Raw genomic sequence first — 19,053 nt, forward strand, 5'->3', positions numbered from 1 at the left:
GCTGTTGATGATCACATCGAAAGCGCGGCCCGGCGCGTCCAGGGGGGCGCTGACGATATTGCCGAGCGAGGAAAAGCGCGCCGCCAGTTCATCGGCCCGGGCCCGGGTCCGGTTCGCCACCACCAGCTCGGCGGGCCCTTCGGCCAACAGGGGCCCCAGGGCGCCGCGGGCCGCGCCACCGGCGCCCAGCAGCAGTATCCTGGCACCACTCAGGGGAACCGCCAGGCGCTTGAGATCGAGCACCAGCCCGGCGCCGTCGGTGTTGTCTCCCAGCCAGCGGCCATCGGGCAGCAGCTGCAGGGTGTTCACCGCCCCGGCCAGTTCGGCCCGTTCGGTCAATTGCCCGGCCAGTGCCAACGCCTCCGTCTTGAACGGAACCGTGATGTTGCAGCCTTTGCCCCCTTCCTGCCTGAAACTGTCCAGGGTGCCGGCAAAGTCATCGAGAGGGGCGAGCAGGCGCTCGTAACTGATATCCTGTCCCGTCTGCTCGGCGAAGCGGCCGTGGATAAAGGGCGACTGGCTGTGGCTGATGGGATTTCCGATTACTGCGTATCTGTCCATGAATTCTTCTCATGCTTGGGCATAATGCCGGTACTGTACGGGGGCCAAATCCGCCCGTATCGGGGCGCGCAAATCATTATATTGCCAGCCTCGACGCTTTTTTTGTTGCATTGGCCGATAAAATGAATAGATTTTGCGCTAACGAACAAAATCTTTATGGTTGACCTTGGATACTGAACTCTTAAAGACCTTCCTGGAAGTGTCCCGCACCCGCCATTTCGGCAAGGCGGCAGAACATCTCTACCTGACGCCATCGGCGGTCAGCTTCAGGATCCGCCAGCTCGAAAGTCAGCTGGGCGTCACCCTCTTCACCCGGCTGCGCAACAACATCCAGCTGACCTCCTCCGGCGAAGCGCTGATCCCCCATGCCGAGTCGATGCTGCTGGCCTGGGCCCGGGCCCAGCACGAGGTCGCCCTGAGCGAACGCCAGACCCAGCAACTGGCGGTGGCCGGCACCGCCAACCTGTGGGATGCCTACCTGCAGGCGGGACTGCATCGGCTTTACTGCGAACTGCCGGCTCTGTCGCTACGGGCCGATATCCGCACACCCGAGCAGATGACCCGGGCCTTGCTGGGCCGGACCCTGGATCTGGCCTTTCTGACCGATCCGGCCCGTATCGAGGGCGTGCGTCACATTGCCATGCACACCATGGAGCTGCAACTGGTGTCCACCTATCCCAACCTCGACGCCACCAGGGCCATGGCCCAGGACTATATCCGCATCGATTGGGGCACCGCCTTCAATACCCAGCACGCCAAGCTGTTCAACACCGCCACGCCGCCGCTGCTGCACACCGGCTCGGTGCGCATCGCCCTGGAATACCTGCTGCACCACGGTGGCAGCGCCTTCCTGCCCAGCTCGATGATCAAGATCTATCAGGAGCAGGAACAATTGTTCGTGGTGGCCGATGCCCCATCCATCAACCGGGAAGTCTACGCCGCCTACCTGCCCGGCAGCGAACGCCAGGGGCTGATCGACAGGGTCATCGAGCTGTTCGGCCCCAAGGCGGAGCCGGTCAGTTAAAACCAGTCCCGGGGAATCAGGAACGCCTGCAGCCGGGCTTCGGCCGAGCCGGGTGCTGGCTGCCAGTTGTATTCCCAGCGCGCCAGAGGCGGCATCGACATCAGGATGGACTCGGTGCGCCCGCCGGTCTGCAGGCCGAACAGGGTGCCCCTGTCGTACACCAGGTTGAATTCCACGTAGCGACCACGCCGATATAACTGGAACTGCCGCTCCTGTTCGCCATAAGGCGTATCCTTGCGCCTGGCCACTATCGGCAGGTAGGCGTCGAGGTAGCCCCGTCCCACCGCCTGCATAAAGGCGAAACACTGCTCGAAGGGCCAGTGGTTCAGATCGTCGAAGAAGAGCCCGCCCACGCCCCGGGTTTCATTGCGGTGCTTGAGGTAGAAGTAGCGATCGCACCAGGCCTTGTACTCCGGATAGACCTGTTCGCCGAAGGGGACGCAAAGCTCATGGGCCACCCGGTGCCAGTGCAGGCAGTCTTCCTCCACCGGGTAGAAGGGCGTGAGATCAAAGCCGCCGCCGAACCACCACACCGGATCCGCTCCTTCCTTCTCGGCGATAAAGAAACGCACATTGGCATGGCTGGTGGGCACATGGGGATTGTGGGGGTGGATCACCAGGGAGACCCCCATGGCCTCGAAGGAGCGACCGGCCAGTTCGGGCCGGTGGGCGGTGGCCGAGGCCGGCATGGCGGCCCCGTGCACATGGGAAAAGTTGACCCCGCCCTGCTCAAACACAGCGCCATTGCGCAGCACCCGGCTGCGGCCACCGCCGCCCTCTTCCCGGGTCCAGCTGTCCTCCACAAAACGGCCACTGCCGTCCGCCTGCTCCAGCGCCGCACAGATCTCGTCCTGCAGTTGCAGCAAAAACGCCTTGACGGCCGAAGTATCCGGTTTACCGCTCATTTTTCTTCCTTAATTCGTTGAGGTTCAGGCCGGTCGCAGGGTCTCGCCCGTGATGCCGTCCCGGATCAGGGAGGGATTGGCCAGGCCGTCGGTGACACCGGGCAGAATAAAATCCAGTTCCCCACCCAGTCGGCTTGACAGGGCTTCCACCGTTCTTGCCGGCTCGTCACCCGTCTTGTTGGCGCTGGTGGACACCAGCGGTTTGCCGAAGGCCAGGCAGAGATCATGGGCCTGCCGGTGGGAGGTTACCCGCACCGCCAGGGAATCGAACCGGCCACGCAGCCACAGCGGCACCTCCGGCCTGGCCGGGATCACCCAGGTGTAGGGACCGGGCCAGCTGTCCAGGATAACCTCGAGCCGCCCGGGAGGCAGGGCCGCCAGATCCAGGTAGGGACGCAACTGGCTGAAGTCGGCGGCGATCAACACCAGTCCCTTCTCCTCCGGTCGTTGCTTGATCTCGAGCAGGCGGCGCACGGCTTCGCCATTGTCCGGATCACAGCCCAGGCCGAACACGGCTTCGGTGGCATAGCCGATAACGGCGCCCTTGTTGAGGTGCTCAACGGCGGTGAGCAAGTCTTGCGGGTTCATTGGCAATAAAACTTCCTTGGTAAGGGTCAGCGGTGATAATTACAGCCCTTATTGGGGCAATACAGCTGTCCCTTGCGTTCGGCCAGGATACCGAAACCGCATTCGGGACAGGCCTCGGCCCTGGGCTTGTCGTTGATGACGTAACGGCAGGCCGGATAACGGGAGCAACCGTAGAACCGCTTGCCGTAACGGGAGGTTCTGGCCTGCAGATGGCCCTCGCCGCAGGCGGGGCAAGGCGGCTCCTCGTCACCCTGATCGTTGAGATCGGCCACATGATGGCAGTGCGGGTAGTGGGTGCAGCCGATAAAGAGGCCGTAGCGTCCCTTCTTGATGGCCAGTGGATGGTCGCAGAGCGGGCATTGACTGCCCTCGAGCACCCTTTCCACGTCCTCGTCGTGTTCGACCACCTTGAAAGGACGCCGGTAATCGCAATGGGGGTAGGCGGTGCAACCGATAAAGGCGCCGTGCTTGCCGTGACGCAGCTCCAGCCTGGCCCCGCACTGGGGACAGGGCTCCTCGGCCCAGCGCGGGGCATGCTCGTGGGTATGGAACAGACTGGGATCGATTTTCGACATGCCGCGCCTCCGAATTCAGTGGTCGAATTCTACCAGCGCGGCCGCCCTCAGTGAACCGCCCCCTCGGGCTGTTCGAAGATGAGCTCCTCCAGCTGGTGGTAGGCGGACTCGCTGCCAGGCACGTTGAACAGCACCATCAGCACCACCCACTTGAGATCGTCGAGTTCGATCACCGGGGAGTCCAGCTCCATCAGCCTGTCGATGACAATCTCGCGGGTTTCCGCGTTGAGCACCTTGATCTGCTCGAGGAACAGCAGGAAACCGCGGCCTTCGGCGTCGATCTTGTAGAGCTCTTCCGGGGTATAGATGCGGAATGAATCGGGCGCCGAGCGGGCCCAGATCGGTGTTTCTTCCGCCTCCTGCAGCTCGGCCAGGCGCTCCAGCCAGGCCAGGGCCTTGAGGATCTCTTCCTTGTGAAAACCCGCCTGGGTCAACTCGTCGGCGAGTTCGTCCTGATCCACCATGGTGTCCACATCCGCATGGATGTAGGTTTCGAACAAGTACATCAGTACATCGAACATGATCAGCCCCTCCTCGCTCTGACATAACCCCCGGGTACGGATTCCACCCAGCCAGCCAATTCCAGCTCGACCAACCGGGTAAGTACCTCCTGCACCGGCTGTTGACAACGGGACGCGATCAAGTCCACTGCCGTTGCCTCTAAACCTACGTTATCCAACAAGTCCGGATAAGGCAATAATTCCTCCGTGACCGGCGGATGAATTTTTATCGCCGCCTCGGAAAAGGCCGCCAGTTCCTCGAGGATATCCCGGACATCACAGACCAGCTTGGCTCCCTGCTGGATCAGCCGGTTGCAGCCCCCGGCCTGGGGATTCTGCCAGGCGCCGGGAATGGCGAACACTTCCCGCCCCTGCTCCAGTGCAAAGCGGGCGGTGATCAGCGAGCCGCTGCGCTCCGCCGCCTCCATCACCAGCACCCCCAGGCTCAGCCCGCTGATGATGCGATTGCGGCGGGGGAAGTGATGGGCCAGCGGCCCTTCCCAGGGATAGCACTCGGACAGCAGGGCACCGCCCCGCGCCATGATGTCCGTGGCCAGGCGGCGATGGCGCCTGGGATAGCATTGCTCCAGCCCCGACCCCAGTACCGCCAGGGTGATGCCCCCCTTGTCCAGCGCCGCCTGGTGGCTCAGACCGTCGATGCCGATGGCCAGCCCCGAGGTGATGGCCAGACCGGCCTCCACCAGCAGGGGCACCAGGGTCCTGGTGTTTTCCCGGCCGACATAGGAGGGGTGGCGGCTGCCCACCACCGCCAGTTGCTCCCGTCGCAACGCCGCCAGTTCGCCGTCAACGAACAGCAGGATAGGCGCACCGGTCGCCGACTTGAGCTGCGCGGGGTAGTCGGGGTGGTCCCATGCCAGGATATGGCGTTGGCGGCCAGCCTCCTGCCAGGCCAGCAGCCGCTCCAACACCGGCCATTGGGGACTGAGCAGTTGCCGCCGTTGCCCTTCGCTCAGGTCACAGCCGGCGAGCGCCGGCGAATTGAACCAGGCGGCTCCCAGCTTCTGGTAGAGCCTGACGGCGCCGACCGGGCCTATGCCGGTGGTGTGGCGCAGCGCCAGCCAGGGCAGCAGCGGGTGCCGTTCAAGGTCGCAGGCCGGCATGCTGCACCGCCGCCAGAGGGTAGTGGGAACGCACCGGCTCCTCGCTGTCCAGCACCAGGGCGGCGCTGACATGCGGGTACACCCGGAACACCATCAGCCGGGCGATGGGCGCGGCCGGCAAGGTGGTGGCCGGCCCGGTATTGCGCAGGTAACGGCCCGCCGTGTCCGCATAGCTCAGCCGGTTGAGGGCGCTGTCTCCATAGTCGTACACCCCGGGCCCGGGTTTCAGTACCCCGTAAAGATCGCCGGCCCTGAGTCCGTCGTCTCCTCCCTTGTTGATGAAAACCACGTCGTGACGCCCGGCCATGGCCGCCTCCCGGCCCATGGCCAGCACATGGGCGTTATCGATCGCCGGCCCGGGGCGGGGATAATAGAAGGCGGCAATGGCGCCATCGGCGGCCAGCGGCAACAGGCGGTCGCCCTGGCGCATCTCCTGCCGCAGGCTGCTCACCCTCACCCGGGCCAGTCGCTCCCCGGGTTGATCCAGGGCCTGCACGGTTCCCACCAGTGCCGCCTTCTGCCCGAACCCGGCACGGCCGGACCGGTCGGTCAGCTCCCCCTGCGAACGATAGACGCCATAGGTTTCATTGGGATTCAAGTGGCCGCGAACATAGAGGTTTTCATCTTTGCTCATCAGCATCCTGCCCTGCTGATCCCCCAGGATATAGGGCGCCTGCGCCATCTGCTCCGGTGCCAGGATGCGGTGGCTGCCGGTAAAATTCGCGATGGCGGCCAGGGGAATGGTGGCCACCGCCGGCTCCTCCCGCACCCGGGGCGACAGCCGGACCACACCAAACGGCTCGGCGCGCACCAGCCGGGGCTGACCGTCCACCCAGATCAGGACCAGTTCGTCCCCCGGGTAGATAAGGTGCGGATTGGCAAGCTGCGGATTGGCCTGCCACAGCCTGGGCCACAGCCAGGGGGATTTCAGGAAACGGGCGGAGATGTCCCACAGGGTATCGCCCTGGCGGACGGTGTAGCGACCGGGATGGGCCTCGTTCAGTTCGAGCGGCTGGGCCTGCACGCCGAGGCAGCATGCCAGCAGCAATCCGGGCCATCGCCTTCCTTGCGGTTTCATCACATCCCTGCCCCCCGGCCAAGTCCTGCTGTTTTTTGTGTGGTTACGCGGCTAAAATACTGACAGTATCCATCCTGGAATAAGCTTGATAACCATGGCAAAAGTATTGGAAGTATTGCGTTTTCCCGACGAGCGGCTGCGAACCGTCGCCAAGCCCGTCACCGAGTTCACCCCCGCCCTGCAGCAAATTGTAGATGATATGTTCGAGACCATGTATGCCGAGGAAGGCATCGGCCTGGCGGCGACCCAGGTCGACATCCACCAGCGGCTGATCGTGATCGACGTGTCCGAAGAGCGGGATGAACGGCTGGTGCTGATCAACCCGGAAATCCTCGAGCAGTCCGGCAGCACCGGCATCGAGGAAGGCTGCCTGTCGGTGCCCGGCGCCCGCGCCCTGGTGCCCCGGGCCGAGCGGGTGAAGGTGCGCGCCCAGGACGTCAGCGGCCAGCCCTTCGAGCTGGAGGCGGACGATCTGCTGGCTATCTGCATCCAGCACGAGATGGATCACCTCATCGGCAAGCTGTTCGTCGATTACCTGTCGCCGCTCAAGCGCCAGCGCATCCGCCAGAAGCTGGAAAAACTCGCCAAGCAAGAACAACGCTAATCCCGACAAAGGACACCCCTTGAGCAAGCTCAACATCATCTTCGCCGGCACCCCGGACTTCGCCGCCCGCCACCTGCAGGCCCTGCTCGGCTCGGAGCACAATGTCATCGCCGTCTACACCCAGCCGGACCGGCCCGCCGGGCGGGGCAAGAAGCTGACCCCCAGCCCGGTCAAGGTGCTCGCCGAACAGGCCGGCGTCCCCGTCCACCAGCCCGAAAGCCTGCGCAACGAGCAGGCCCAGGCCGAGCTGGCCGCCCTGGGCGCCGACATCATGGTGGTGGTGGCCTACGGGCTGATCCTGCCCCAGGCGGTGCTGGATACCCCGCGCCTGGGCTGCATCAATGTGCACGGCTCCCTGCTGCCGCGCTGGCGGGGCGCCGCCCCCATCCAGCGGGCCATCTGGGCCGGCGACGCCGAGACCGGCGTCACCATCATGCAGATGGACAAGGGACTGGATACCGGCGCCATGCTGCACAAGGCCAGCCTGCCCATCGCCCCGGACGACACCTCCGCCAGCCTCTATGACAAGCTGGCGGCCATCGGCCCCCAAGCCCTGCTGCACACCCTGGCCCTGCTGGCCACGGGCAAGGCGGTGGCCGAGCCCCAGGACGACGCCCAGGCCAACTACGCGGACAAGCTCAGCAAGGAAGAGGCACTGATCGACTGGCGCCAGCCCGCCGCCCACCTGGAACGCTGTGTGCGCGCCTTCAATCCCTGGCCGGTCAGCTATTTCATGCTGGACGGGCACAATATCAAGGTCTGGCAGGCCCAGGCGCTGGATGATGCCTCAGGGCAGCCGCCCGGTACCCTGCTCAGGGCCGGCAAGGCCGGCATCGACGTGGCCACCGGCGACGGCGTGCTGCGCCTGCTCAGCCTGCAACCGCCGGGCAAGAAGGCCATGTCCTGTCAGGACCTGCTCAACGCCCGCAAGGACTGGTTCGAACCCGGCACGACGCTGGCCTGATCCCACCCAACTTATCGGTATCCTTATGAAAACCCGTGCCGCCGCGGCCCAACTCCTCCACCAAGTGATCAACCAGGGTCAGTCGGTGTCCACCCTGCTGCCCCGTTTCCAGCAGGAAGTCGCCGCCAAGGACAGGGCGCTGCTGCAGGAGCTCTGCTTCGGCAGCCTGCGCTGGTACAGCCGGCTCGATGCCATCGCCAAGCAACTGCTGGAAAAGCCGCTCAAGGGCAAATACCAGCCGGTGCACGCCCTGTTGCTGGTGGGCATCTACCAGTTGCTCTACACCCGGATCCCGGCCCACGCCGCCCTGGCCGAGACCGTCAACGCCTGCAAGCTGCTCAAGGCCGAGCCCTTCAGGGGCATGGTCAACGGCGTGCTGCGCAACGTGCAGCGCCGGCAGGACGAGCTGATCGCCAGGGTCGATGCCCTGCCCCAGCTGCGCCTGGCCCACCCCAACTGGCTGGTGAAGCGGCTGCAGCAAGCCTACCCGGAACGGTGGGAGCAGATCCTCGAAGCCAACAACCAGCACCCGCCCATGTGGATCCGGGTCAACGCCCGCCACCACGACCGTAGCCACTACCTGAGCCTGCTGCTGCAGGCAGGGCTGGAGGCCGAGCCCGACGCCCTGGCCGAGGCGGCCCTGCGCCTGGCCCGGCCGGTGGACGTCACCAGCCTGCCCGGCTTCGAACTGGGCCACTGCTCGGTACAGGATGCCGCCGCCCAGATGGCGGCCCAACTGCTCGAAGCGGCGCCCGGCGAGCTGGTGCTCGACGCCTGCGCCGCCCCGGGCGGCAAGACGGCCCATATTCTCGAGCGCCAGCCCGAACTCGGCCAACTGGTCGCGGTGGACCTGGATGCGGAGCGCCTGCAGCGGGTACGGCAGAACCTGGAGCGCATCGATCTTGCGGCCACCGTGCTGCAGGGGGACGCCGCCCGGCCGGAAGACTGGTGGCAGGGGCCACAGTTCGATCGCATCCTGCTGGACGCGCCCTGCTCCGCCACCGGCGTCATCCGCCGCCACCCGGACATCAAGTGGCTGCGCCGGCCGGAGGACATCGCCCAGCTGGCGGCCCTGCAGGGACGCATCCTCGATGCCCTCTGGGCCCGGCTCAAGCCGGGCGGCACCCTGCTGTACGCCACCTGCTCCATACTGCCGGACGAGAACGGCGAGCAGATCCGGGCCTTCCTGCAACGCACCCCGGATGCGCTCCATCGGCCGCTGCACGAGCACGACAGCCCGGCGCAGCCGGGCTGGCAGCTGCTGCCGGGCGAAGCGGGCCGGGACGGCTTCTATTACGCCAAACTGAGTAAAAAAGCATGAAGATCATTATCCTGGGCGCCGGCCAGGTGGGCGGTACCCTGGCGGAAAACCTGGTGGGCGAGAACAACGACATCACCATAGTGGACACCGACGGCGAGCGGCTGCGCGAGCTGCAGGACAAGTACGACCTGCGGGTGGTCAACGGCCACGGTGCCCATCCCCGGGTGCTGCGCGAAGCCGGCGCCCAGGACGCGGACATGCTGGTGGCGGTGACCAACAGCGACGAGACCAACATGATCGCCTGCCAGGTGGCCTACTCCCTGTTCAACACCCCCAACAAGGTGGCGCGGATCCGTTCCCCCGAGTTCCTGGTGGAGCGGGAACGGCTGTTCCTCAACGAGGCGGTGCCGGTGGACAACCTGATCGCCCCCGAGCAACTGGTGACCGAGTACATCTACCGGCTGATCCAGTACCCCGGCGCCCTGCAGGTGGTGGACTTCGCCGAGGGCAAGGTCGGCCTGGTGGCGATCAAGGCCTATTACGGCGGCCCCCTGGTGGGCAACGCCCTGTCCACCCTGCGCGATCACATGCCCAACATCGACACCCGGGTGGCGGCCATCTTCCGCCAGGACAGGCCGATCCGGCCCCAGGGCACCACCATCATAGAAGCGGACGACGAGGTGTTCTTCGTCGCCGCCAGCGGCCATATCCGGGCGGTGATGTCCGAGCTGCAGCGGCTGGAAAGCGACTACAAGCGCATCATGATAGTGGGCGGCGGCAACATCGGTGCCGGCCTGGCCCGGCGGCTGGAAAAGCGCTACTCGGTGAAGCTTATCGAGCACAACCCCAGGCGCGCGGAACAGCTGTCCGAGATACTGGAGCACACCATCGTCTTCTGCGGCGATGCCGCCGATCAGGAGCTGCTGGTGGAGGAGCATATCGATCAGGTGGACGTCTTCATCGCCGTCACCAACAAGGACGAGGCCAACATCATGTCGGCCATGCTCGCCAAGAAGATGGGCGCCAAGAAGGTGATGGTGCTGATCCAGCGCGGCGCCTACGTGGATCTGGTGCAGGGCGGCACCATCGACGTGGCCATCTCGCCCCAGCAGGCCACCATCTCGGCCCTGCTCACCCATGTGCGCCGGGCCGACATCGTCAACGTCTACTCCCTGCGCCGGGGGGCGGCCGAGGCCATCGAGGCCATCGCCCATGGCGACAGCAGCACCTCCAAGGTGGTGGGCCGCCAGGTGGGCGAACTCAAGCTGCCGCCGGGCACCACCATCGGCGCCATCGTACGTGGCGACGAGGTGCTGATCGCCCACGACAAGACGGTGATCGAGCAGAACGACCACGTGGTGCTGTTCCTGGTGGACAAGAAATTCATCCCGGAAGTGGAGCGGCTGTTCCAGCCCAGTCCCTTCTTCCTGTAAGGAGCGTCCATGTTCAACCTTCGCCCCATCGCCTTCGTACTGAGCATGGCGTTGTCGAAGCTGGCGTTGTTCATGTGGCTGCCTACCCTGCTGGCCCTGTTCAGCAGGGGCGGAGGCTTCCAGGAGTTCCTGCTGGCCACCCTGCTGACCCATGGCACCGCCTTCGGCCTGCTGGCTTATGGCCAGAAGGCGGAAATCCGTCTTCGGGTCCGGGAGATGTTTCTGCTGACCACCCTGGTGTGGTCCACCGTCTGCGTCTTTTCCGCCCTGCCCTTCGTGTTCATCACCCATATCAGCTTTACCGACGCCTTCTTCGAGGCCATGTCCGGCGTAACCACCACCGGCTCCACCGTGCTCAGCGGCCTGGACGGGATGTCCAAACCCATACTGCTGTGGCGCTCCGTGCTGCAGTGGCTCGGCGGCCTTGGCTTTATCGTGGCGGCGGTGGCGATATTGCCTTACCTCAACGTGGGCGGGATGCGGCTGTTCCAGACCGAATCCTCCGACTGGTCCGACAAGGCCGCCCCCCGCGCCGCCACCGTGGCCAAACACATCGTCCAGCTGTACCTGCTGCTCAGCCTGCTGTGCATGCTGAGCTACTATCTGCTCACCGAGATGACCCTGTTCGAGGCCATCAACCACGCCATGACCACCCTGAGCACCGGCGGTTATTCCACCTCGGACGGCTCCATGGGGCACTTCTCCGCCACCGCCCACTGGGTGGCCATCGTCTTCATGTTCATCGGCGGCCTGCCCTTCCTGCTGATGGTGTCCAGCCTGCAGCACCGCAACCTGGCCCTGCTGCGCGACGCCCAGGTGAGGGGCTTCCTGATACTGGTGCTGGCGACCACCCTGGCACTCAGCCTCTATCTCTGGTGGCAGGGCCGCTTCCCGCTGGCCGATGCCATTCGCCTCAGCCTGTTCAACCTGATCTCCATCGTGACCACCACCGGCTACGGGCTGGACGACTTCGGTACCTGGGGGCCCTTCTCCCTGGTGCTGTTCGCCATCCTGATGGTTTCGGGCGCCTGCTCCGGCTCGACCGCCGGCGGCTTCAAGGTGTTCCGTTTCCAGGTGGCCATGGCCCTGTTCCGCAAACAGCTGCACCAATTGATGCACCCCCGGGCGGTATTCCCCCAGAAATACAACGGCCGTCCGGTGAACGACGACATCATCCGCTCCCTGGTCACCTTTATCATGGGCTACTTCGCCACCATGGCGCTGCTGGCGCTGGTGCTCGCCCTGATGGGGCTGGAGCCGATGATCGCCATTACCGCCGCCATGACCGCCGTGGCCAACGTGGGGCCGGGCATCGGCGAAACGATAGGCCCGAGCGGCAACTTCGCCACCCTGCCGGATACCGCCAAGTGGCTGATGGCGGTCGGCATGCTGATGGGCCGGCTGGAGATACTGACGGTGGCGGTGCTGTTCTTCCCTAGCTTCTGGCGCGGTTGAGCAGGGGCGGCGGCGTCTCCTCCGCCGCCGCCTCCCGCAGGTGCTCGGGCAGGGGCTTGGCCACCTCCACCCCCAGCTCGCGGAACGCCTCGGCCTGGCGGATCAGGTTGCCCCGGCCCGTGGTCAGCTTCTTCATCGCCTTCTGGTAGCTGTCGTCGGCCCGCTGCAGCGACTGGCCCACCGCCTCCATGTCTTCCGTGAACAGGCGCAGCTTTTCGTAGATCTTGCCCGCCGATTCGGCGATCTTGCGCGCGTTCTGGTTCTGCCGCTCCACCCGCCACAGGTTCTCTATGGTGCGCAGGGCCACCAGCAGGTTGGTGGGGCTGACCAGCAGGATATTGTGGTCCAGAGCGTACTTCACCAGCCCCGGCTCCGCCTCCACCGCCACCAGGAAGGCCGGCTCCACCGCCACGAACATCAGCACATAGTCGAGGGTGCGCACTCCCTGCAGCTGCTGGTAGTCCTTGCGCCCCAGCTCGCGGATATGGCCGCGCACCGAGGCCACATGCTCGCGCAGGGCCTGCTCCCGCCCGGCCTCGTCCTCGCCGTTAAAGTAGCGCTCGTAGGCGGTGAGCGACACCTTGGCGTCGATGATGATGTCCTTGTTCTGGGGCAGGTGCACCACCACGTCCGGCTGGTAGCGCTTGCCGTCGGTGTTGGTGAGGCTCTGCTGGGTACTGTACTCATGGCCCTCGCGCAGCCCCGACTCGGACAGCACCCGGGCCAGCACCACCTCGCCCCAGTTGCCCTGCTGCTTGCTGTCCCCCTTCAGGGCCCGGGTCAGGGCGGCGGTGTCGGCGCTCATCTGCCGGTTGAGCTCGGCCAGCCGCTCGATTTCGAATTTCAGGCTGTGGCGCTGGCGGCTCTCGTCGGCGTGGCTTTCCTGCATGGTGCGGCGAAAGCCCTCCAGCTGCTCGCGCAGGGGGCCGAGCAGGCCGTCCAGGCTGTGCTGGTTCAGTTCGCGGAAGTTATGGGTCTTCTGCTCGAAGATGCGCTGGGCCAGGTTTTCGAACTGCTGGGCCAGACGCTGCTCGCTGGCTTCGAACTGGGCCTGCTTCTCCGCCGCCCACTGGCGCTCCTGGCGCAACAGGGTCTCGTATTCCTTGAGCCGGCCGTTCATCTTCAGCACCAGTTGCTGCTGCTGCTCCAGCCGCTGTCGGCTGTCCTGCAGCTCCCGGTCGCGCTCGTCCAGCCGGGCCTGCAACTGTTCGTTGCGCTGGGCCAGCAGCAGCAACCGGGAATGCAGGCCGAGCCGGGTCAGGCCCCAGCCGGCGACGATGCCCGCCAGGGCGAGCAACCAGGGCCAGCCAGCCGCGATCCATCCCTCCATCAGCGCCTCCGTTGCTCGAGCAGGGCGGTGACCCGCCGGTCGAAACGCAGCCAGAGCAACACATAGAGCAGATAAAGCAGGGTGATCAGCCACTTGTGGTGATTGACGCCGTTGTCGAACTCGGCCAGGGGCAAACCCAGCAACTGGCTGTACAGCAGCACCAGCAGTGGAAACATCAGGAACACCGACCAACGCCAGCACAGGTTGAGAAAGGAAATAAAGAGGCCGTTATCCAATGCCTTGATTCCAAAAACCGGGACGGAACCCAGAGCTTACCAGCGACCGGCCCCGAATTCAGCCGGCACGGCGCAGATAAGCCTTCAGTTGCTCGGAGGGAATGGAAGTGCTGGACGACAGGGTATAGGCCGCCCACTGGCCGGCCTGGGCCAGGGCCGCCGACATCTCCAGCCCCGACACCAGTCCGTGGATCAGGCCGCCGGCGAAGGCATCCCCCGCGCCGGTGGCGTCCACCACCGACACCGGCCGGGCCGGTACCCGGAGGTGCCGTTCGGCCGAGAAGGCCTCGGCACCCTGCTCGCCGTGGGTTACCACCAGCCACTGCAGCCGCTCCCCGGCCAGCTCGCGGGCATGGGCCCAGAGATCCCTGTGCCGGGCCAGGTCGGCGGCAGAGGCGATCAGCACCTGGCAGGGCCTGGGCCAGCGCCCACCCTTGGGATACTGGCCGACCACCAGGCTGTGTTCGGCCATCCGCGCCATGTAGCCGGCCACCTCAGCCCCGTCCAGGTTGACGTAAAGGCAGTCCACCGGCGTGTCGGGCAACTGGCCAGGCAGGGCGGGACGGCGGGCCTGGCGCAGTATGGTGCGCTCGCCCTGACTGTCCACCAGCACCAGCAGTTCGCCGGTCTCGCCGTCGAAGCGCTCCACATGCCCGACGTCGAGCCCCAGCTCCCGGGCCTGCTGGCAGAGCCAGTCCCCGGTGTCGTCCCGTCCGACCCGGGAGGCGATGGCCACCTGATGCCCGGCCCACAGCAGCCCCACCCCGGTGTTGGCGGCGCCGCCGCCCAGGCGCCGGCCCTGATCCCGGTACAGCAGCCGGCCGCCGGCGCGCAGCGGCTCGTCCAGCAGCAGCACATGGTCGCAGTTCAGGTTGGCCAGCAGCACTATCTTCGCCATCGACGGGCTCCTTCGATAAAAAATGGCGCCGCAGCGGCGCCAGGCAACAACAGGGTCGGGCCGGCCCTACTCTTCCACCCGGATATGGATGGGCTCGGACATCACCGGCGGCTGGTGGGGAGCGTGCAAATGATCCCCCAGCACCAGCTGCAGCCGGTAATCCCCCGGCGGCAGGCTGAGCCGGGTCTCGGTCTGGCCGCCGCCGAAGTGCCGCACCTGATCGCTGGCCGGCAGCGGCGCGGCCAGATCCGGCATGGGATCGGCGTTGATCAGCAGGTGATGGTGGCCGGTGTTGGCCATCTCCACCCCGGCCGGGGCCACGCCCATGCCTTCCAGCCCGAAGCGAACCGTGAATTCCGGCCCCAGCACCTCGCCGTCGGCCGGCGTAATGAAATAGACCCGGGCGCCTTCCGGCGCCGGGGTGGCGCTGACGCTGGCGGCGGCCAGCACGGCCGCCGCCGCCAGTATGCTTGCAGCTTTCATCCCTTCATCTCCGATGGTGAACTCAGTTGCAAGCATAGCACCCGAGGACCTCAGTCGGCCCGACCCATGTAGCGCCGCTCGGTGGTATGGATCCGCACCTTGTCGCCTATCTTCAGGTATTCCGGCACCTGTATGGTGAGGCCGGTGGCAAAGGTAGCCGGCTTGGTACGGGCCGAAGCCGAGGCACCCTTGATTTCGGGCGTGGTGTCCACGATTTCCATCTCCACCACCTGAGGCGGTTCCAGACCGATCACCTGACCGTCCACCAGCATCACCTGGATGCCCTGGGTGCTTTCGTCGAGGAACTGCAGCTCCTCGGCGATGTCGGCGGAGCGGATCGGGTACTGGCTGTAATCCTCGGTGTCCATAAAGATATGGTCGTCGCCGTCCACGTAGGACAGCACCACGGTGCGCCGCTGCAGCTCCACGGTGGTGAGCAGGTCGTCACCCTTGAAGCGCTCCTCCACCTTGAGGCCGCTCTTGAGATCGGTAAAGCGCATCTTGTACAGGGTGGTGGCACCCCGGGCGCTCGGGCTCTGCACCTCGATGTCGCGCACCATCAGCAGCTTGCCGTCCAGCTCGACCACCATTCCCTTTTTGACTTCATTTGCCCTTGGCATGGGTACTCTCCGAAAAATCAGACGGCGCATCTTAGCCAAGGCCGACGAAGCGCGCCATCCCCCCAAGCCGGGATTTGAGAGCCCGGCGACAGAAGCGGGCGGCCCGGCGCCCTTGCCATGATAAGCGTCAATAAAACCACCACTTTAGCAATACCTCTTTAGCGATAAGGCTGATAGCATGGGACTCGTTGTTAACCTAAGTGTTTCAACCGACACCAAAACTCATTACAAACAACACAAGCACGGGACGCTTCCGTCCGCCATGGGCTCCGCTGCAAGGCTCCGGTGCCGGGGTGGCATCGTCCATGGTCAAAGCCCCTGTCCGGATCCGACGCCTCGGATGGCCGGGGCTGCCGCTATTGGGAGGACAGACATGCAATTTTTCAATCATCTCCGGCTACGTTACAAACTGCTGGCCATGGTAGCCAGCCTCTTTATCGGCATACTGCTGGTGCAGGCCTCGGCCATGGCCGGCCTGCGCCAGGAACTGCTGGATGCCCGCAAGGAAAAAGTACGGGAGCAGGTGGAAACCGCCGTTTCACTGATCAATCACTACTATGAACGCCGCCAGGAGCTGGGCGAGGCGGAAAGCCGCCGCCTGGCCAAGGAGGCGGTGGGCAGCCTGCGCTATGGCGACGAAGGCTACATGTGGATCAACGATATGCAGCAGCGCCTGGTGCTGCACCCGATGAAGCCCGAGGAAGAAGGCCGGGACATGACCCAGGTGACCGACGCCGACGGCCAGTATCACTGGCAGGCCATGGTACGTCGGGTGCGCGAGCAACAGGCGGGCTTCGTGGAATACAGCTACATCGGTCCCCAGTTCGACCGCCCCCAGCAGAAGGTATCCTATGTGCAGGGCTTCGCCCCCTGGGGCTGGGTGGTCGGCAGCGGCGTCTACCTGAGCGACATCAATGCCCTGTTCTGGCAACAGGCCGGCAAGTCCCTGCTGCTGATGGTGCTGGTGATGGTGCTGGCCCTGGCGATCAGTCTGGTCATCAGCCGTTCGCTCACCTTTTCGGTGGAGCGGGTGCTGGAGGTGGTGCGGCAGTTCGGTGCCGGCAACCTGGCGGTGCGTACCGGCGCCACCCGCCGGGACGAGATTGGTCAGCTGTCCCGCGGGGTCGACGCCATGGGCGAGCAGCTCTGCCGGTTGCTGGCGCAAGTACGCAGCGCCGCCCATACCCTGGATGGCGAGGCCCAGGGCCTGAGCGTAAAAAGCCAGCAGACCCGGGCCGGCATGGAGGCCCAGTTTGCAGAGGTGGATCAAGTGGCCACCGCCATGAACGAGATGAACGCCACCGTGCACGAGGTGGCCCGTTACGCCAACGACGCCTCCGGTGCCGCCGACCACGCCAACAGCCAGGCCCGCATGGGCCACGACGATGTGGCGCGCAGTATCGACGCCATGGGCCAGTTGGCGGCCTCCGTCGACCAGGCCCACACCGCCATGCGCGAGCTGGAGGCCCAGACCCAGCAGATCGGCTCGGTGGTGGAGGTGATCCGCACCATCTCCGAACAGACCAACCTGCTGGCCCTCAACGCCGCCATCGAGGCGGCCCGGGCCGGGGAATCCGGCCGGGGCTTTGCGGTGGTGGCCGACGAGGTGCGCTCCCTGGCCCAGCGCACCCAGGAATCGACCGGCGAAATCCAGCAGATGATCCAGCAGTTACAGAGCCACGCCGGGAGCGTGGTGGATCATATGAACCACAGTCAGGAGCAGGCCTCCCTCAGCATGGAGGTGGTGCGGGCCGCCGGCCAGGATCTGGAGCATATTCTGCAGGAGGTACAGCGGATCAACGACATGAACGCCCAGATCGCCACCGCTTCCGAGGAGCAGTCCGCCGTGGCCGAGGAGATCAACAAGAACCTGCTGCACATCAACGAAGGGGCCCTCGAGGCGCTGCAGGTGACGGAGCTGATTTCCCTGACCAGCCAGACGGTGTATTCCGCCTCACAGGAGTTGAGTCAGCAGATCGCCCACTTCACCCTGAGCGGGGAAGCGGCCAAAAAGCCCAGTCCGGAGTACGCCCCCACCTCCTCGACGGCCCAGGCCGCCTGAACCCAACAAGCCGCCCACGGGCGGCTTTATTGTCGGCGGTGGCCCTCAGCCCCGCAGCACCTGGTCCAGGGCCCGCTCGAGGGTAGCGACGGTGCGGTCCACATCCTGCAGCTTGTCCAGCCCGAACAGGCCGAGGCGGAAGGTCTGGAAGTCCGCCGGCTCGTCGCACTGCAGCGGCACCCCGGCGGCGATCTGCAGGCCCTCGGCGGCGAACTTGCTGCCGCTTTTGATGCCGGCGTCCTCGGTGTAGCACACCACCACCCCGGGGGCGGCGAAGCCGTCGGCGGCCACGCTTTTTATTCCCCGGGCCGCCAGCATGCTGCGTACCCGTTCACCCAGTTGCTGCTGGCGTGCCTTGAGCAGGTCAAAGCCCAGCGCCTCTGTCTCCCGGATGGTGTCCCGGAAGCGGGTCAGGGCGTCGGTGGGCATGGTGGCGTGGTAGGCGTGGCCGCCCTGCTCATAGGCCTCCATGATCTGCAGCCATTTCTTCAGATCGCAGGCGAAGCTGGTGCTTTGAGTATGTTCGATACGTTCCCGGGCAAGCTTGCTCAGCATCACCAGGCCGCAGCAGGGCGAACTGCTCCAACCTTTCTGGGGAGCACTCAGCAGCACATCCACCCCGCAGGCATCCATGTCCACCCAGAGGGTACCGGAGGCGATGCAGTCAAGCACCAACAGACCACCCACCTCGTGCACGGCCTCGGCCATGGCCTTGATGTAATTATCCGGCAGCAGCATGCCGGCGGCGGTTTCCACATGGGCGGCGAACACCAGGTCCGGCTTGTCCGCCCGGATGGCGGCCACCACCTCCTCGATGGGCGCGGGGGTGAAGGCCGCCTGGAAACCGGGCGCCACCGGCCGGGCCTTGAGCACCTTCTCGTCGGCGACAATGGCGCCGGCCTCGAAGATCTGGCTCCAGCGATAGCTGAACCAGCCGTTGCGGATCACCAGGCAGCGCTTGCCGGTGGCAAACTGGCGGGCCACCGCCTCCATGCCGAAGGTGCCGCTGCCCGGCACCACCACCACCGACTCGGCCCGGTACAGCCCCTTGAGGGAAGCGGAGATGTCACGCATCACCTGCTGGAAGCGCTGGGACATGTGGTTGAGGGAGCGGTCGGTGTACACCACCGAATACTCCAGCAGGCCATCGGGGTCGACATGGGGCAACAGTCCGGACATAGGCACCTCTATGATTCAGATAACGAATGGAAAGACGGCGAGATAAAACACGGCGATCACGGCCGCCGGTAAACAGCTATTCGCAGCAAGCCTCTCAATACTGCCCAATCTGTTCACAAATAACAAAGCTCTGGTACACAAAAATCCGTTTATCCGCCCATTGCCCGCACGGCCGC

20 protein-coding genes (1 of these 20 running past the window's edge) are annotated in these 19,053 nt (G+C 65.3%); 7 read left to right on the forward strand and 13 right to left on the reverse strand.

Translation table 11 applies throughout. The features are described from left to right. Positions 1-561, reverse strand: the 5' portion of a protein-coding gene (gene aroE / locus AN401_RS16905; protein WP_094038381.1) for a shikimate dehydrogenase. Its footprint begins 264 nt before the window's first position; the window shows 561 of its 825 coding nt (coding positions 1-561); it begins with the start codon at positions 559-561; the stop codon falls past the left edge of the window. Positions 562-727: 166 nt separating this feature from the next. On the opposite strand from aroE, the gene hdfR reads away from it, so the two are divergent. Next, positions 728-1,585: an HTH-type transcriptional regulator HdfR gene (hdfR, locus tag AN401_RS16910; protein ID WP_094038441.1), complete on the forward strand. Its 858-nt coding sequence runs from the start codon at positions 728-730 to the stop codon at positions 1,583-1,585. Here hdfR and hemF read toward each other — a convergent pair. From hemF to AN401_RS16940, 6 genes are read right to left on the reverse strand one after another with little or no spacing between them, the layout of a single operon-like run. Next, a complete protein-coding gene (gene hemF / locus AN401_RS16915) occupies positions 1,582-2,490 on the reverse strand; it encodes an oxygen-dependent coproporphyrinogen oxidase (protein ID WP_096779980.1) in 909 nt (302 codons plus the stop codon). The genes hdfR and hemF overlap by 4 nt on opposite strands. 24 nt (positions 2,491-2,514) lie before the next feature. Beyond that, entirely contained in the window at positions 2,515-3,078 is a 564-nt protein-coding gene (locus AN401_RS16920; RefSeq protein ID WP_096779981.1) for a Sua5/YciO/YrdC/YwlC family protein, read from the reverse strand. Positions 3,079-3,104: 26 nt separating this feature from the next. Beyond that, positions 3,105-3,653 (reverse strand): DNA topoisomerase family protein, encoded by a 549-nt coding sequence (locus tag AN401_RS16925; RefSeq protein WP_094038384.1) that lies wholly within the window; start codon positions 3,651-3,653, stop codon positions 3,105-3,107. 47 nt (positions 3,654-3,700) lie between these two features. Next, positions 3,701-4,174 (reverse strand): DUF494 family protein, encoded by a 474-nt coding sequence (locus AN401_RS16930; protein ID WP_094038385.1) that lies wholly within the window; start codon positions 4,172-4,174, stop codon positions 3,701-3,703. Positions 4,175-4,176: 2 nt separating this feature from the next. Further along, complete coding sequence (gene dprA, locus AN401_RS16935) at positions 4,177-5,274, reverse strand: DNA-processing protein DprA (RefSeq protein ID WP_094038386.1); 1,098 nt, start codon at positions 5,272-5,274, stop codon at positions 4,177-4,179. After that, positions 5,255-6,322 (reverse strand): LysM peptidoglycan-binding domain-containing protein, encoded by a 1,068-nt coding sequence (locus tag AN401_RS16940; RefSeq protein ID WP_198401758.1) that lies wholly within the window; start codon positions 6,320-6,322, stop codon positions 5,255-5,257. The genes dprA and AN401_RS16940 overlap by 20 nt, the downstream gene beginning before the upstream one ends. A 124-nt stretch (positions 6,323-6,446) precedes the next feature. On the opposite strand from AN401_RS16940, the gene def reads away from it, so the two are divergent. The 5 genes from def to AN401_RS16965 are packed head-to-tail and all read left to right on the forward strand — an operon-like array spanning position 6,447 to position 12,069. Then, entirely contained in the window at positions 6,447-6,956 is a 510-nt protein-coding gene (gene def / locus AN401_RS16945) for a peptide deformylase (RefSeq protein ID WP_094038442.1), read from the forward strand. A 19-nt stretch (positions 6,957-6,975) separates the two neighbouring features. Next, on the forward strand, positions 6,976-7,920 hold the full coding sequence (gene fmt, locus AN401_RS16950; RefSeq protein WP_096779983.1) for a methionyl-tRNA formyltransferase: 945 nt from the start codon (positions 6,976-6,978) through the stop codon (positions 7,918-7,920). Between the two features lie 25 nt (positions 7,921-7,945). Continuing rightward, positions 7,946-9,241, forward strand: coding sequence for a 16S rRNA (cytosine(967)-C(5))-methyltransferase RsmB (gene rsmB, locus AN401_RS16955; protein ID WP_096779984.1), 1,296 nt, complete (start codon positions 7,946-7,948; stop codon positions 9,239-9,241). Further along, positions 9,238-10,614, forward strand: a complete 1,377-nt coding sequence (gene trkA / locus AN401_RS16960; RefSeq protein WP_094038390.1) for a Trk system potassium transporter TrkA — start codon at positions 9,238-9,240, stop codon at positions 10,612-10,614. The genes rsmB and trkA overlap by 4 nt, the downstream gene beginning before the upstream one ends. 9 nt (positions 10,615-10,623) lie before the next feature. Next, complete coding sequence (locus AN401_RS16965; protein ID WP_094038391.1) at positions 10,624-12,069, forward strand: TrkH family potassium uptake protein; 1,446 nt, start codon at positions 10,624-10,626, stop codon at positions 12,067-12,069. Here AN401_RS16965 and rmuC read toward each other — a convergent pair. From rmuC to efpL, 5 genes are all read right to left on the reverse strand, one after another. Then, the gene (gene rmuC / locus AN401_RS16970; protein ID WP_096779985.1) at positions 12,050-13,399 is read right to left on the reverse strand and encodes a DNA recombination protein RmuC; all 1,350 of its coding nucleotides are present in this window, start codon (positions 13,397-13,399) and stop codon (positions 12,050-12,052) included. The genes AN401_RS16965 and rmuC overlap by 20 nt on opposite strands. Next, entirely contained in the window at positions 13,399-13,635 is a 237-nt protein-coding gene (locus tag AN401_RS16975; protein ID WP_094038393.1) for a hypothetical protein, read from the reverse strand. The genes rmuC and AN401_RS16975 overlap by 1 nt, the downstream gene beginning before the upstream one ends. 58 nt (positions 13,636-13,693) lie before the next feature. Then, the gene (locus AN401_RS16980; protein ID WP_094038394.1) at positions 13,694-14,533 is read right to left on the reverse strand and encodes a PfkB family carbohydrate kinase; all 840 of its coding nucleotides are present in this window, start codon (positions 14,531-14,533) and stop codon (positions 13,694-13,696) included. Between the two features lie 66 nt (positions 14,534-14,599). Continuing rightward, a complete protein-coding gene (locus tag AN401_RS16985) occupies positions 14,600-15,016 on the reverse strand; it encodes a DUF4399 domain-containing protein (RefSeq protein WP_096779986.1) in 417 nt (138 codons plus the stop codon). A gap of 50 nt (positions 15,017-15,066) precedes the next feature. Then, positions 15,067-15,636, reverse strand: a complete 570-nt coding sequence (efpL, locus tag AN401_RS16990) for an elongation factor P-like protein EfpL (RefSeq protein WP_094038396.1) — start codon at positions 15,634-15,636, stop codon at positions 15,067-15,069. 373 nt (positions 15,637-16,009) lie between these two features. Here efpL and AN401_RS16995 point away from each other — a divergent pair, with 373 nt between their 5' ends. Beyond that, positions 16,010-17,698: a methyl-accepting chemotaxis protein gene (locus AN401_RS16995; protein WP_096779987.1), complete on the forward strand. Its 1,689-nt coding sequence runs from the start codon at positions 16,010-16,012 to the stop codon at positions 17,696-17,698. Positions 17,699-17,743: 45 nt separating this feature from the next. Here the strand turns inward: AN401_RS16995 and AN401_RS17000 are convergent, their stop codons facing one another. Then, a complete protein-coding gene (locus AN401_RS17000; RefSeq protein ID WP_096779988.1) occupies positions 17,744-18,877 on the reverse strand; it encodes an aminotransferase class V-fold PLP-dependent enzyme in 1,134 nt (377 codons plus the stop codon). Positions 18,878-19,053: the final 176 nt, after the last annotated feature.

This window comes from Zobellella denitrificans, from assembly GCF_002407485.1.
In the GTDB taxonomy this organism is placed as follows: domain Bacteria; phylum Pseudomonadota; class Gammaproteobacteria; order Enterobacterales; family Aeromonadaceae; genus Oceanimonas; species Oceanimonas denitrificans.